This is a genomic window from Prochlorococcus sp. G4PB16, from assembly GCF_059772465.1.
The window spans coordinates 948,762-962,190 of the sequence record NZ_CM186289.1; the positions used below are offsets into that span (position 1 = coordinate 948,762).

The 13,429-nt window shown below is 34.6% G+C and carries 17 protein-coding genes and 1 tRNA gene; 9 read left to right on the forward strand and 9 right to left on the reverse strand.

The features are described 5' to 3' along the window. Positions 1-24: 24 nt before the first annotated feature. Positions 25-348 carry a circadian clock protein KaiB gene (kaiB, locus tag AC6EIZ_RS05635; protein ID WP_498513048.1) on the reverse strand — a complete coding sequence of 108 codons (324 nt, stop codon included), beginning with the start codon at positions 346-348 and terminating at the stop codon, positions 25-27. Between the two features lie 172 nt (positions 349-520). Between kaiB and rplU the strand changes: the two genes are divergently transcribed. After that, the gene (rplU, locus tag AC6EIZ_RS05640) at positions 521-946 is read left to right on the forward strand and encodes a 50S ribosomal protein L21 (protein ID WP_498513050.1); all 426 of its coding nucleotides are present in this window, start codon (positions 521-523) and stop codon (positions 944-946) included. 29 nt (positions 947-975) lie between these two features. Beyond that, entirely contained in the window at positions 976-1,248 is a 273-nt protein-coding gene (rpmA, locus tag AC6EIZ_RS05645; protein ID WP_498513052.1) for a 50S ribosomal protein L27, read from the forward strand. On the opposite strand, the gene AC6EIZ_RS05650 is transcribed toward rpmA, so the two are convergent. Beyond that, positions 1,245-1,997, reverse strand: a complete 753-nt coding sequence (locus tag AC6EIZ_RS05650) for a class I SAM-dependent methyltransferase (RefSeq protein ID WP_498513054.1) — start codon at positions 1,995-1,997, stop codon at positions 1,245-1,247. The genes rpmA and AC6EIZ_RS05650 overlap by 4 nt on opposite strands. A 96-nt stretch (positions 1,998-2,093) precedes the next feature. Here AC6EIZ_RS05650 and truB point away from each other — a divergent pair, with 96 nt between their 5' ends. Continuing rightward, positions 2,094-3,038 (forward strand): tRNA pseudouridine(55) synthase TruB, encoded by a 945-nt coding sequence (gene truB, locus AC6EIZ_RS05655; RefSeq protein ID WP_498513201.1) that lies wholly within the window; start codon positions 2,094-2,096, stop codon positions 3,036-3,038. Positions 3,039-3,091: 53 nt separating this feature from the next. Here truB and AC6EIZ_RS05660 read toward each other — a convergent pair whose 3' ends face one another. Next, a complete protein-coding gene (locus AC6EIZ_RS05660) occupies positions 3,092-4,309 on the reverse strand; it encodes a SpoIID/LytB domain-containing protein (protein ID WP_498513056.1) in 1,218 nt (405 codons plus the stop codon). Positions 4,310-4,406: 97 nt separating this feature from the next. Between AC6EIZ_RS05660 and rnz the strand changes: the two genes are divergently transcribed. After that, a complete protein-coding gene (rnz, locus tag AC6EIZ_RS05665) occupies positions 4,407-5,369 on the forward strand; it encodes a ribonuclease Z (RefSeq protein WP_498513058.1) in 963 nt (320 codons plus the stop codon). A 74-nt stretch (positions 5,370-5,443) separates the two neighbouring features. Next, positions 5,444-5,992 carry a pentapeptide repeat-containing protein gene (locus tag AC6EIZ_RS05670; protein ID WP_498513060.1) on the forward strand — a complete coding sequence of 183 codons (549 nt, stop codon included), beginning with the start codon at positions 5,444-5,446 and terminating at the stop codon, positions 5,990-5,992. Between the two features lie 75 nt (positions 5,993-6,067). On the opposite strand, the gene AC6EIZ_RS05675 is transcribed toward AC6EIZ_RS05670, so the two are convergent. The 5 genes from AC6EIZ_RS05675 to serA form a co-directional block, all read right to left on the reverse strand. Further along, a complete protein-coding gene (locus tag AC6EIZ_RS05675; protein ID WP_038653995.1) occupies positions 6,068-6,259 on the reverse strand; it encodes a hypothetical protein in 192 nt (63 codons plus the stop codon). Between the two features lie 125 nt (positions 6,260-6,384). Beyond that, positions 6,385-6,774, reverse strand: a complete 390-nt coding sequence (locus tag AC6EIZ_RS05680) for a DUF8632 family protein (RefSeq protein WP_498513062.1) — start codon at positions 6,772-6,774, stop codon at positions 6,385-6,387. Positions 6,775-6,883: 109 nt separating this feature from the next. Beyond that, entirely contained in the window at positions 6,884-7,183 is a 300-nt protein-coding gene (locus AC6EIZ_RS05685; protein ID WP_498513064.1) for a 2Fe-2S iron-sulfur cluster-binding protein, read from the reverse strand. A gap of 36 nt (positions 7,184-7,219) precedes the next feature. Continuing rightward, complete coding sequence (gene prmA, locus AC6EIZ_RS05690) at positions 7,220-8,152, reverse strand: 50S ribosomal protein L11 methyltransferase (RefSeq protein ID WP_498513066.1); 933 nt, start codon at positions 8,150-8,152, stop codon at positions 7,220-7,222. 4 nt (positions 8,153-8,156) lie between these two features. Then, positions 8,157-9,743 (reverse strand): phosphoglycerate dehydrogenase, encoded by a 1,587-nt coding sequence (serA, locus tag AC6EIZ_RS05695; protein WP_498513068.1) that lies wholly within the window; start codon positions 9,741-9,743, stop codon positions 8,157-8,159. Positions 9,744-9,847: 104 nt separating this feature from the next. Here serA and AC6EIZ_RS05700 point away from each other — a divergent pair, with 104 nt between their 5' ends. The 3 genes from AC6EIZ_RS05700 (at position 9,848) to AC6EIZ_RS05710 (ending at position 11,495) form a co-directional block, all read left to right on the forward strand. After that, positions 9,848-10,414 carry a hypothetical protein gene (locus AC6EIZ_RS05700; RefSeq protein WP_498513070.1) on the forward strand — a complete coding sequence of 189 codons (567 nt, stop codon included), beginning with the start codon at positions 9,848-9,850 and terminating at the stop codon, positions 10,412-10,414. A 152-nt stretch (positions 10,415-10,566) separates the two neighbouring features. After that, positions 10,567-11,355, forward strand: coding sequence for a photosystem II electron transport protein, Sll1252 family (locus tag AC6EIZ_RS05705; RefSeq protein WP_498513072.1), 789 nt, complete (start codon positions 10,567-10,569; stop codon positions 11,353-11,355). Between the two features lie 68 nt (positions 11,356-11,423). Beyond that, positions 11,424-11,495 (forward strand) — tRNA-Val (locus AC6EIZ_RS05710). A gap of 59 nt (positions 11,496-11,554) precedes the next feature. Here the strand turns inward: AC6EIZ_RS05710 and AC6EIZ_RS05715 are convergent. Beyond that, the gene (locus AC6EIZ_RS05715) at positions 11,555-11,701 is read right to left on the reverse strand and encodes a hypothetical protein (RefSeq protein WP_498513074.1); all 147 of its coding nucleotides are present in this window, start codon (positions 11,699-11,701) and stop codon (positions 11,555-11,557) included. Between the two features lie 298 nt (positions 11,702-11,999). On the opposite strand from AC6EIZ_RS05715, the gene murD reads away from it, so the two are divergent. Further along, entirely contained in the window at positions 12,000-13,409 is a 1,410-nt protein-coding gene (gene murD / locus AC6EIZ_RS05720) for a UDP-N-acetylmuramoyl-L-alanine--D-glutamate ligase (RefSeq protein WP_498513076.1), read from the forward strand. Positions 13,410-13,429: the final 20 nt, after the last annotated feature.

Here is a 13,429-nt window from a genome sequence, read left to right on the forward strand (position 1 = left end):
TTACCTCTTGTTTAAATACTTCCACTATTTATCTGAGGAATAAAACATTTCTTGATCAGATAATTCACCATACAAAAGATCCAATCCAATTAGAACCTTTTCTCTATCTGATAAGTCCCCAATTATTCTTCGCACAGGTGGAGGTAAAATCTTGGCTAAAGTTGGGGTAGCAAGTATTTTGTCTTCTTCGGCTAATTGAGGACTTTTTAAAACATCAATAACTTTAAGAGCATAGACACCTTTGAATTCACTTTCTAAGATTTCTCTCAATGTATTCAAAGCTCTCATGGAGTTTGGCGTATTTCCAGCCACATAAAGCTTAAGAATATATGTCTTCCTTGCATTCATTTGAATCCTCCAAAAAACTATAAGGCAGAAGCCCTTTTTAAATCTTGACTAAATAACCGACAAAAAGCCAAAATGTTAGTTTGTTTTTCGATTACGATTAGGGCTTAATCGATTAAAGAGAAAGGAAATCCCTTTTTATTTTATTTCGAGCCTTAACGTGTCACCAATAATCATGGCTGATAAAAAATCATCTCCCAAAAAGGAAACTCCTCAAGATGAAACTTATGCGATAGTCGAAGCATCAGGGAAACAATTTTGGCTTCAAGCCAACCGCTATTACGACTTAGATCGATGTCATGCCGAGGTTGATGATGTTTTAACAATTGACAAAGTTCTTCTATTAAACGATGGCAAAGATTTAAAACTTGGAAAACCTTATGTCAAAGATGCAAAGGTAGAAGTAAAAGTTCTAGAGCATAGAAGAGGTCCAAAAATAATTGTTTATAAAATGCGTCCAAAGAAAAAGACAAGACGTAAGAATGGCCATCGTCAAGAGCTCACAAGAGTTTTAGTTCAATCCATATCGGTGGGATCAAAAGCTAAAAAAACAAAAGAAGATAAAGCAACCAAAACCACTGCCAATAAAGTAGAATCGTAATAACAAAAAATCAAAAGATTACATAAATCATGGCTCATAAGAAAGGTACTGGGTCTACCAGAAATGGAAGAGACTCAAACTCCAAAAGACTTGGTGTTAAAGCTTATGGCGGTGAGAAAGTTACGGCAGGATCTATTCTTATTCGACAAAGAGGGACCTCTATTCTTCCAGGAATTAATGTAGGAAGAGGTAAGGATGATACTCTTTTCGCTCTGACTGATGGCTCAGTCCATTTCGAAAGTATTCGTAGAGGATTAAGAAATAGAAAAAGGATTAATATTTCCACTGCCAAAACAGTCTAATTTATCTTTTTTAATGGTTTGTAAGCTCGAGTAGTAATTAAAAAAGGATGGAAAACCTCTAAGTAATTTAGTTGTAATGTAGTAAAGAAATTCGAAATCAAACCTGGATCATCAAAATGAAAAGGATATTCTCCGTTTTTTCCTTTATAAAAATACCAATTCATTAGAGCTATTCCTTCAGGAGAAAGTTTTTCCAAAAATATTTTCAATTGATTAGCTGGATCTGGAAGATGTTCTAGGACATCCAAGCAAACAAGAGAGTCAAAAACAACATCAGAGATGCTTTCTAAATCTCTAAAAACTGAAATCTTATTTTCGATACCTAATTCCTCGGACCTATATTTTACAAAAGTACGGTTTTGAGGGTTAAGGTCCACAAACCAAACATGTTCAACATCTGGCAAAAATGAAGCAGCCAGCGCATGCGTACCAATCCCTCCACCAAAATCTAAAACTTTTCCAGAAGCAAATTTTTGTTGTAGACGAAGAGTATCCGCTATGTAATTAGAACTATTTAAATGCCAAGATGCTAGATCTATTAAATGAGCATCTCCTACTTTGTCTTCATAAAAATCGCTTGCATTATTCTCTGTAAATGCACCTGGATGCAGAGCGGCTAAATCATCAACACCGTTAAGCAATCTTTGATCTAATTCATCATTATCAATAGTAAGGAAATCAATTAGATGTTTTTTTAAGTTAAAGCCATCTTTAAGGAAGCCAGAAATACTTAGATCTACATTGGTCATATTATTTGGCTCACTGAACACACTAAGTTATAACTTTAAATGTTCGGGGCTACTTGAACAATCATTTCATCCGTGGGACAACCTGCAATATTAATTTTGAAAAAGCCTTTTGGATTTGTTGTCATTGATAAGCCTGCGGGGCTTACTTCTCACGATTGCGTAAATCGTCTCAGAAAAGTATTTGGTATAAAAAAAATTGGACATAGTGGAACTCTAGATCCCTTAGTCACAGGAGTACTCCCAATAGCAATAGGTAATGCGACGAGATTAATCTCTTATTTACAAGGCTCCAAAAGTTATAGAGGCATCATTCAGTTGGGTAGCACTACAAATACTGATGATATGCAAGGTAAGACTATAGCATCAAAAAACTGGCCGTTAATTAGCGAAAATGATTTAAATTCTCTACTTGAAATTTTTCGAGGAGAGATACTACAAAAGCCTCCCATTTTTTCTAGTGTTCATGTAAACGGAGAGAGAGCTTATAAGAAAGCAAGAAAAGGAGAAAAATTTGATTTAATTCATAAGAAAGTTACTATCGAAAAATTAAATTTAATTAGCTGGTCTCAAAACAAAGGTGAGTTATTAATTGACGTTGACTGCTCAACAGGAACATATATCAGATCATTAGCTAGAGACATTGGTGAGAAAATAGGGTGCGGTGGCTATTTAAAAAAGTTGCGCCGAACAAAAGCATATAATTTCAAGGAACATCATTCAGTTGTACTTCCTGAGAAATTAGACTTTTACCCAGATTATAAAAAACCTAAAGTTCTTAATCCTAATATTTTTTTTCAACATCTGTCTTCTTTTGAATTAATTTCTGATGAAGAGGTTCTCAGTTGGCGCTCAGGTAGAAAGATAAGTTTTAAAGAAAACATTGAACGTTTAAAAATAGGAAAAAATAATGATTTTGAAGATAATATTAATCATACTAAAAACATATTAGTATTAAATAAAGAAAGAAACATCCTAGGCATAGCAAATTCAGCTGAAAGTTATACAATCAAACCTAAGGTTGTTTTCGATGCAATTGGATAAAAGAATTAAACCTCCATCTTTTGATATATAACTTACACCTTTTATATAATTGACTAATAGGTTTTAATTTGCACACCTGTATAATAATGTTTTAAAATTTCACTAAAACTTGATCCTCTTTCAGCCATAGATTTTGCGCCCCATTGACTCATCCCCACCCCATGACCAGCGCCATATCCTTCAACCACTAGAAAATGATTTACTGGAATCGGCGGAAGAGGTTGTAGAGAAAATTCATCAACTATTTTATCCGCAAAATTTAATTTATTACCCAGGTTAACTTGGTTAAAACTCAAATAAACTTCAAATTTAGTACTAAGCAATTGTAATCTTTCTCTTAATTCTTTGCCTGAGATAATCTTATTTCCATTATTTCCATGAATTCTAATTTTCAAGACTCTATCAGTATTACTTTTATCAATGATTTGAATACTATTTACTCCACCTAAATCAGGAAACTTTTCGTCCAACTCAACAGAAGTAAATTCATTCTTCCATCTATATTTTTTACTATTTTGGTCATAATCAACAACGCTTTTCAAATAAGGTAATTGATACTTCCAAACTTGACCACTATTCTCAGTTCTACCTCCAGAACTACTATGAAAAACAGCATTAATAAGCTGATTATCATAAAATAAAGCAAGTGACCTTGTACTTCTAACTGCCCTATTTATTTTTGAAGTTTCAGATTCAAGGCCTAAATAAACTTGACTATCTTGTGTTGAGTGTAAGTCAAATAATTTATTTTTGTCTAAAAGTTTTAATGCATAAGTTCTTGCTGCTATTGCTTGCGCTTGAAGTGCTGCAAGAGGAAATTCTTTAGGCATTTCACTACCAACGACACTTTTCAAATACTTCTCTAATTTTAAATAATTTATTATACTTAACTTTTTATTGTTTAATGAAATTCTTAATTCTCCAGCATATCTTCTATTCTTAAACCAAATCCCTCTTTTATCACCGTTTCTAATAATTAAATTAAAATTATTCGGTAATTCGAACCATGTATTTAGGTTATTATTGATCGAATACTTAACCTTATTTTTTTCATAAACTAAATTTAAAGATTTAATTCTTCTATGATCATGAGATGTACCTTGAACAAGAATATTTTCTAAATTATCTGCTCTAAATCTTGCCTTATTTTCATTACCTATCAAGACACGCATTATCGGTTCTTTGGCCGCAATCGCCTTTAATGGAGAGATGAAAATTATAGTGATAAAGATTATTGCCCATCCAGATTTTCTTTTTGGTGATGCGCTCACAATAAAAATTGGATTTAGATACTAATTTTGCCTATAAGAAAGAAGATCCACCAGTGGTCAAAGAAATGAATGTCACCAAGTATTAAAAGGGGAAAACTTGCAAGTCACTTTTCTAGGAACAAGTTCAGGGGTGCCAACTCTTAATAGGAATGTATCAGCGATGGTACTAAAGCCTCCACAAAGATCAGAATTGTGGCTGTTCGATTGTGGCGAAGGTACACAGCATCAGTTCATGAGAAGTAATCTTAAGTTATCTCAAATAAAAAAGATATTTATCACCCATATGCATGGGGATCACATTTATGGGCTGCCTGGGCTTCTAGCAAGTATTGGGTTGGCAGGCAGCAGCTCTGGGATTGAATTGTTCGGACCAGCTCCTCTCAAAAACTTTATTGATTCTTGTCTATACAACAGTTCAAGTCGATTGGCTTACTCTCTGAAATTCCATAGGGTCGAAAATGCTGCTGTTAATAAAGAAATTTTATTTGAAGATTCTGAGTTAGAAGTCAAATCTGCTCCACTCAAGCATCGAATCCCATCTTTTGCTTACAGAGTGAATCAAAAAACTAGACCAGGTAGATTTGATATAGAGAAAGCGAAATCAAAAAAAATACCTCCTGGTCCAGTTTATGCAGCCCTACAGAGAGGGGAAGAAGTGAGATTAGAAGATGGTCGAATTTTTTCAGGGAAAGATTTCTGCGGTCCGCCCAGAAAGGGGGTAAGCATGGTTTATTGCACAGATACTGTTTATACAGAATCAGCAATTGAGTTTTCCAGAGAGGCCGATCTACTAATCCATGAATCAACTTATTCTCATAAAGAAACCCAAATGGCTTATGAACGCGGACATTCAACTGCAACTATGGCCGCTCAAATTGCTGCAAAAGCAAATGTTGCGAAACTAATTCTGACTCATTTGAGCCCGAGGTATACCCCAGGGAATCAAACCTGTCCTAATGATTTGCTTAATGAGGCAAAAGCTATTTTCCCAAATACTGAGCTAGCAAACGACTTTCTGCAGATTGATGTAAATAAGAGCCGCAACTGCAACAGTTCGTGATCCCTTTGCCTATGAAATGCCTCTACATGAAACAATAGTCGAGTTTGGTGCTTCTTTAATCGCTGGCGTTATTAATGGATTCTCTTATTTCTTCCCTTAAACGGTCCCTTACAAGACTATTTGTCTTGATACCTGTGCTTGTAAGTCTCGTTATTAGTCCTCTTTCTGTAAGTGCCCTGTATCCCAGCGATCCTTCTTCAGTGGAGAGCTTAGATCCAAGCTTGGCTGGTAAGGACTTACAAAATACAGAGTATGTAAAATACGACTTATCAGGAAAAGATCTTGGTGGGGCTAATTTCACTGGGGCTTATTTCAGTGTCTCAACTTTGAAGGACTCTGATCTAACAGGAGCAAACATGACAAATGTTATTGCTTATGCCACAAGGTTTGACAATGCGAACCTCACAAACGTGAATCTTACTGGTGCAGAGTTGCTTAAGAGTGTTTTTGATGGTGTAACCATCGATGGCGCTGACTTTACAGATGCTGTATTAGATAGAAGTCAACAGAAAAAACTTTGTGAAGTAGCTACTGGTAGTACAGCCGAAAGTCTTGGTTGTAGTACTACAGCTGCTGGATACGTTCCTGCAACCAAAGGTAAAGGTTTTAACCCAGGTACTTAAATTAATCAACAATTTAATTCACAAATAAAAAAGGGGCCTTTGGCCCCTTTTTTATTTGTGAAAAACTACCTTTTCTCACTTTGTAACAAGAAAGAAAGCCGCTGCAGCTCCTCCAACAGCGAACATCGGCAACCCAACTAGTAAGTGTGAGGTCCCAAAGCCAAAACCTTTTTGGCGCAATATAAAATAGCCAACCCCAGCAGCTCCGGCAGCCAAAGGAATAGCAGCAGTAGCGGCAGAAGCAACAGCGTGATAGTCGAAGTTCATCCCTGTGTTGAAATTTAATTACTTACAATTATCCTTCAAATTTGAAAAATGTTATGAACTTATGCCTGAAATGCTTCATATCTTCATCACTTTAAATCCAAAAAGAATTTTCAATTTTCCTAAACTCATGCCGCTTGAGGCGCAATATTGGAGCTATCTCTAGAACGTGGATGCTTGCTATACCACCATTCCTGAATATTCTTATCTAAACGATTAGAAAATAAGGTCAAAATAGTTTTTGTTGGTTTCACTCCAGGTTCGATAATCTCAACCGAATATGATGGACATTTTTGTGCAGCGATGTCAGCTACCAATCTTTTTCCAATTCTTCTCCAGCTAGGCTCCTTACTTCGCCATGAGAGTCTGCAACAAGGCCAAGGTAATTCTTCGCGGTCATAGAGACGACAACATGGCCCTAAAACTCTAAAACTAAATTGACCACCAATACTTGAATGAATAGAACCATGATCTAAAAGACCTTGAACTTTATTGGTTGGCAAAACTTCTGAATTCAATTAATTCATAAATAATTTTTTTTGCGCCCATGAGCACATAAATAAAAGGTTGGCGAGAAAGGAGATATTTGGCAAGCAAAACGATAAAAAATTGGCGAAAAAATTAATATCAATACATTTCGTCTTCTGCATGGGTTCTAATTGTGCAATCCGAAGTCGGATATGCCACACAAATCAAAACATAACCTTTTTTAATCTGATCATCGTCCAAAAAACTTTGATCCTGTTGATCAACCTCTCCTTTTTCTAATTTAGCAACACAACTTGAACAAGCTCCAGATCTACAGGAGTAGGGAAGCTCAATATTTTGTTCACATGCAGCATCAAGAATATATTTGTCATCGGGGATATCAATAATTTCTTTAAGACCACTTAATTCATTAATAAAAGTGATCTGAAAAGATGTCATGAAGGGTTTTAATCTAAAAATTTAGAATTTATTGAATCAAGGTAAATCCAAAGTCAACACCATTAAGGCCCATTGATTCTTTATTTTGATTTCAAGAACATGCCAACCAAGTGGTAAAAAGAATTCTTGAAGTTCTTCAATTTGCTCAACTAATAAACCAGACAAAATCAATTTACCTTTATGACCAATAATTTTCTCGAAACCTGGTCCTATTAATTTTATGACAGGTGCAAGAATATTGCAGAGCACCAAATCAATTCTTGTTCGCGGCATATTCGCCTCAACTTCTTCAAGAGAACCAAGAAAAACATTTAAGAGATTTTCAGAAAAATCATTTAAAGAAGAATTAATTTTGGTTGCTGATATTGCTAAAGAATCCGTATCAACTGAAAAAGTACTCTTTGCTCCTAATTTCAATGCAGTTAAAGATAATATTCCACTTCCACAACCTATATCAGCAATTACTTGACCTACTGGAGGATTATTATCTAAGGCTTCAATGCATAGCCTTGTAGAAGGATGGCTACCAGTTCCAAAAGCACTTCCAGGATCTAAACGAACAATTTTTCGTTCTAAAAATTTTTCAGGTACATCTAACCACGCCGGTAAAATTAAAATTGATTTTCCAATAGGATCAGGTTTCCAGCTTTTTTTCCAACTTAAGCTCCAATCTTCATCTTTTACTTTAATCCATTTACATGGAGGAAGAATTAAGTCAAAAGTTTTTGCCAACGAAATCAAGGATTGTACTAGGGTCTCTTGATCTCTAGCTGCCCACTCATTAAAAGGAAGCCATATAAATAGCTTTTGAGTGGATTTTTCATTTGGATCATGCTCAAAAGAAAATCTATGAATTTCTAAACTGCTCAAAAGCCAATAAAAAGAATCTTCTAACTCAACCTGAAATTCCTGCTCCAACCTCAACCAAGGAGGCTGAGATTTTTGCAAATTTATAGTTTTTTTAACCAAAAATTTATAAAGTCACAGAATGAGCTTCGTTTATTCCTTGCATTGAAAGAATTGAGCCCAACAATTCAGAGGGAATAGGATCATCTATACTTAAAACCATAACGGCCTCGCCTCTTACAATCCTTCTTCCTACTTGCATTGAAGCGATATTCACATTGTGTTTTCCAAGAAGTGAACCTATCTGACCAATGATTCCAGGCATATCCCTGTGCCTGGTAAAAAGCATATGCCTACTTGGCACAAAATTTATCGGGTACTCATCAATACTTGTAATGCCAAGATCACCATCACCAAAAACAGTCCCAGATACACTATGTCCTCCTTTATCGCTAAAGCTATCCAACTGCAAAGATCCTCGAGCGAACTCTGGGCTCAACTCATCCTTAATTTCAACTACATCAATACCACGCCCTTTCGCTTCCAATGAGGCGTTTACGTAATTAATTTTATCTCCCAATGCACTGGTGAGTAAACCCTTCAAAGTTGCAATAACAAGAGGCTGAGAAGGATGTTGAGCGAATTCCCCCTGTAAACGGACTTCTAATTTTTGGATCTGTCCCCCTGAAATTTGACTAACTAATAATCCTAATGTCTCCGCAAGTTTTAAATGTGGTTTAAGACTATCCATTATCTCTGCGCTAAGTCCTGGAATATTTACGGCGCTACGAGCAGGCAAGCCTAAAAGAACATCTCTAATTTGTTCCGCAACATCAATTGCAACATTTTGTTGAGCCTCAACAGTTGAAGCTCCCAAATGCGGCGTAAGTAGCAAACCTTTTTTTACAGAACGTAGAGGAGAATTTTCAGCTAAAGGTTCTTTTGCATAAACATCGATTGCAGCACCTTGAATAACATTTTCCTCTAATGCATGAGCTAAATCATTTTCATTAATAATTCCGCCCCTTGCACAATTAACCAATCTCGCAGTTGGTTTCATTGTTCTAAGAAGGTCACTATCAACTAAATTCTCTGTTTCAGTTGTCCTTGGAAGATGAAGGGTTACATAATCAGATTCTTTGAACAACTCATCAAGATCACTTAATCGAACCTGCATTTGCTGAGCTCTTTCACTGGAAACAAAAGGATCAAAACCAATTACTTCCATACCCATCGCATTCGCGACTTTTGCGACATGAGATCCAATCTTACCAAGTCCAACTACTCCTAAAGTTTTCTTATAAAGTTCATTTCCTACATATTTCTTTCTATCCCAACCACCGGAAAACATACTTGCATGAGCTTGAGGAATATTTCTAGATAATGCAAGGATCATTGCCAGTGCATGCTCAGCTGCAGCAATAGTGTTTCCACCTGGAGAATTAACAACCAAGACCCCTTTTCTGGTTGCAGTTGGCACATCAACATTATCTACGCCAACTCCTGCTCTACCAATGATTCTCAATTTTTTTGCCTCAGCAATCACATCCGAGGTAACTTGAGTTCCTGAACGGATCATTAATCCGTCATAATCACAAATTATATTCTTTAACTCATCTATGGAAAGACCTACTTTTTGGTCAACCTGAGCAACCTGAGTAAGAATATCAATACCTGCTTGATCAATGGGATCAGAAACAAGAACTTTCGTCATTAAAGGCGATACACGTGCCGATCTGAACTTTAGTGATCTATTTGCCGCTGACCAGAATTATGTTGAGCAGGATTGAATATCCAAACATTTCAAGGAGCTATTTAGTGTCCACATACGTCATCCTCCTAAAAGAAAAGAAACTAGCAAAAGAGTTGCTTCTTAAATTGGGAGAGGCTCAAACACCTATCCTCAATTACGATCTTGTGGAACCATTAGATAATAAATCGAACCATGAGAATTCAAATTTAGACACATCTGGAGAAGTATTTGCTAATCAATCAAATTTTAATAATATCAAGCTTTTGAATCCAGCTCTTGCTAGAAAAGATCGCCAAAAATTTTTAGCGACATGGTTAATACCCTTTGGTTTTATTGCAGGCCTAAGTTTTTCTCAAATGACCGATCTAAAGACATTTGCAGATTTGGGATTCCCAAATCAATTAGAAAAGCTTTTAGGTGGCGTAGTTGGAATGATTTCAGGTGCGGTGGGAAGTTTTTTTTCTGCAGGAGGCATTAACCAAGAAACAGTTGATGATTTGAGAGCTATTAGAAAAAAAAGTGAAGAAGGTTTTTGGCTTTTAATTCTAGAATTTCCTATAGAAATAGAACCACCTTGGCCAATTCTAAAAGGAACAGACAACCTAGAAGTAATAACCATAGAAAAAGAATAGTACTCTATTTAATAATATTTAAAAATAAAAAGTGGTTATAAATATTAACAGCGTTAAATTAAAGATTCAATATAATATTTATCTAAACAAGATATTGCTTTAGAAAGCTTTAGACTATTTCAATATAAATTGAAAAAATTTAATCTCTTTTCATGCATCTTCCAAAGGAAAAGATTCTGTTTAATAGCCATTTTCGCCAAGATTTAGAGACTTTACTTGGCTACGCCGAAAAGGCTCTTAGCGAGAGAGTCGCCATATGGACTCCTTTTGTTTCACCACAATTAATAGAAGAAGTAAAAAAAAAATTTTGTAATCTTAATGATATAACTCTTTTTTTTGAGGGAGGGTTCCCGAGCGCCGAACGTAAAAGAATATGTTTTCTAAGATCAGAAGAGAGAATGAACTATCCCACTTCAGATATTCCTGTAAAAGGTATTTATCTAAAAGGGAATTTCCTTTTTGATAGAGCAAAACAAAATGATTTTAGAGATGTCTTGTTTAAGCTTGACGCTAAAGAAGGTGAAATTGGAGACATTTGGTTGATTAGAGATAGAGGAGCTCAAGCTATTTGCTCGGATAAATGTGCGAATTTAATGAATAAAAAAATTGGAAAATTAAGAGAAGTCGAATTAGTAATTGAGGCACTAAATTTCAACGAGATGGAGATTCCTTTTAAAAGACCAGAAAAAATAATTAATACAGTAGAAGCCTCTACAAGGATTGATGCAATAGCCTCTGCAGGCTTTGGTTTGTCAAGATCAAAAATAACGAGTCAAATCAGACAAGGCTATTTGCGACTTAACTGGAGCTTGAATGAGCAGCCAAGCAAATCGGTAAATATTGGAGATCTTATTCATTTGGAGAAAAAAGGTTCGCTTAAAATTTTAAACATCGACAAAACCAAAAAAGAGCGCTGGAGAATCAAATTACTAAGGCAATGATTATTAGGTCCGATAGCCTGCTAATTTCATTAAAGAACTTTTCAACACAGCTCTAAATCGATTTTCAAGGGCGATTAGCTCAGAGGTAGAGCACTACCTTGACACGGTAGGAGTCACTGGTTCGATTCCAGTATCGCCCATTAAGCAAACCTTTATTGCATAGATCTTTAGTAAAAAAAAGAAAAAATGTTAAAACTATTTACTTATCAAACATCTGATGAAGCTTAATCCATGTGATTTCACTCTCACTCTGATTCGCCAAGCCATTTAGAGAATACTCAATATTCATTGATTCATGAATTTCTTTTTGTTTTAACATTTCTCTATCATTAATGTTTGCAGGCATTAAAAATAAGCTAATTCCTATGCATCAAAACAACTTTTAAGAATAAAGCCAGAAGTATTAATGTTTTTTAACCTTATTGAAAGAAAGTTTCCAAGTTTTTCTTGATTTTAATACGTTTAAACAAGGAATATCTTTCTGAGCACTAACAAGTAAAATATCTTTGTTTAAGAATCAAAATAATACTCAAATAAAAATATTTTATATTAGGGAGTAGCAAAGTTTTTTGCAATGAAATTCATCCTAAGGTAATAACTACCTAGTAATGGAAAAAACTATTTACATTCAATTCTAAATCAAATTGTCAAAACAAAAAAATTCAAATAAAATAAATATTGTCCTTGGGCTAGGTAGCTCAGGAATAAATGCAGCAAGGCTACTTAAATCAGAAGGCAAGAATGTTTTAGTATTAGAAAATAATTCAAATGAACAACTAATCAATATATCTAATCAATTAAAAACTGAAGGAATCAATGTATATTTACTGGGCGAACCACTTAATATTAATAATTTCCAGCCATGGATAGGAAGAATTAATTCAATTATTGTAAGTCCAGGAATTGATTGGGAACATATAGCTCTTAAAGAATTAAGAGCTAAAAACATAAACGTTAAGGGAGAAGTTGAACTAGCTTGGGAAAGGTTAAGTCATATTCCATCTATTGGTATTACAGGAACAAATGGAAAAACTACTGTAACTAATATGCTTAATCATGTTCTTAAATTGAATGATTTAAATACTGAAATGGGAGGGAATATTGGAAAAGCATTATCTAAAATTGCTTTTGAAAGCATACAAAATAATTACCAGAAGTTAAACTGGCTAGTTTTAGAATTAAGTAGTTATCAAATTGAAAGTTCACCAAAAGTAGCGCCTACTATAGGTATATGGACAACATTTACTCCTGATCATTTAGAAAGACATAATGATATAGAAACATATTTCAAAATAAAGCGTAGTTTAATTACGAAAGCTTCAATTCGTATATATAACTCTGATGATAAATATTTATACGGTAAAAGAGAGCAATTACCTGAAGGTATATGGGTTGGAATAAACAAACAGTCTTCCTATTCTCATTATGCCAAATTCTGGATCGATAAAGAAGGTTACATTTTTGAAGACCAACAACAATTATTTCATAGCTCCATACTAAAGGTACCTGGTGATCATAACTTGCAAAATCTCTTGCTCGTAATAGCAGCAGCAAGAGAGATAGGTCTTGACCATTTATCAATTGCTAAATCTATAAATTCATTTAAAGGAATCCCCCATAGATTGGAAGATTTAGGGAAAATAAACAACTTAAATTTTTATAATGACAGTAAAGCTACTAATTTTGAATCCTCCATAACTGCTTTAAAATCTATTCCGGCTCCTATAATTTTAATAGCCGGTGGTATACAAAAAAAAGGAGATTGTCTTCCATGGATAAAACAAATAAAGCAATCTGCTAACGGAATAGTATTATTTGGCCTTAGTGCTCAAAACTTACAAAGAGTATTAATAGATTCTTCTTATAAAGGAGAAGTAATTGCCAAACAAAATCTAGAAGAGGCGATAAAAGCCTCTATTAATTTAGCCAGAAAAACAACTTCCAAAAGTATATTATTATCTCCAGCCTGTGCAAGTTTTGATCAATATCAAAACTACGAAGAAAGAGGTGATCATTTCAAAGAATTAGTTAAAAAATATAAAGGTATTACATGAACTACTTTTTCAAAACAGAA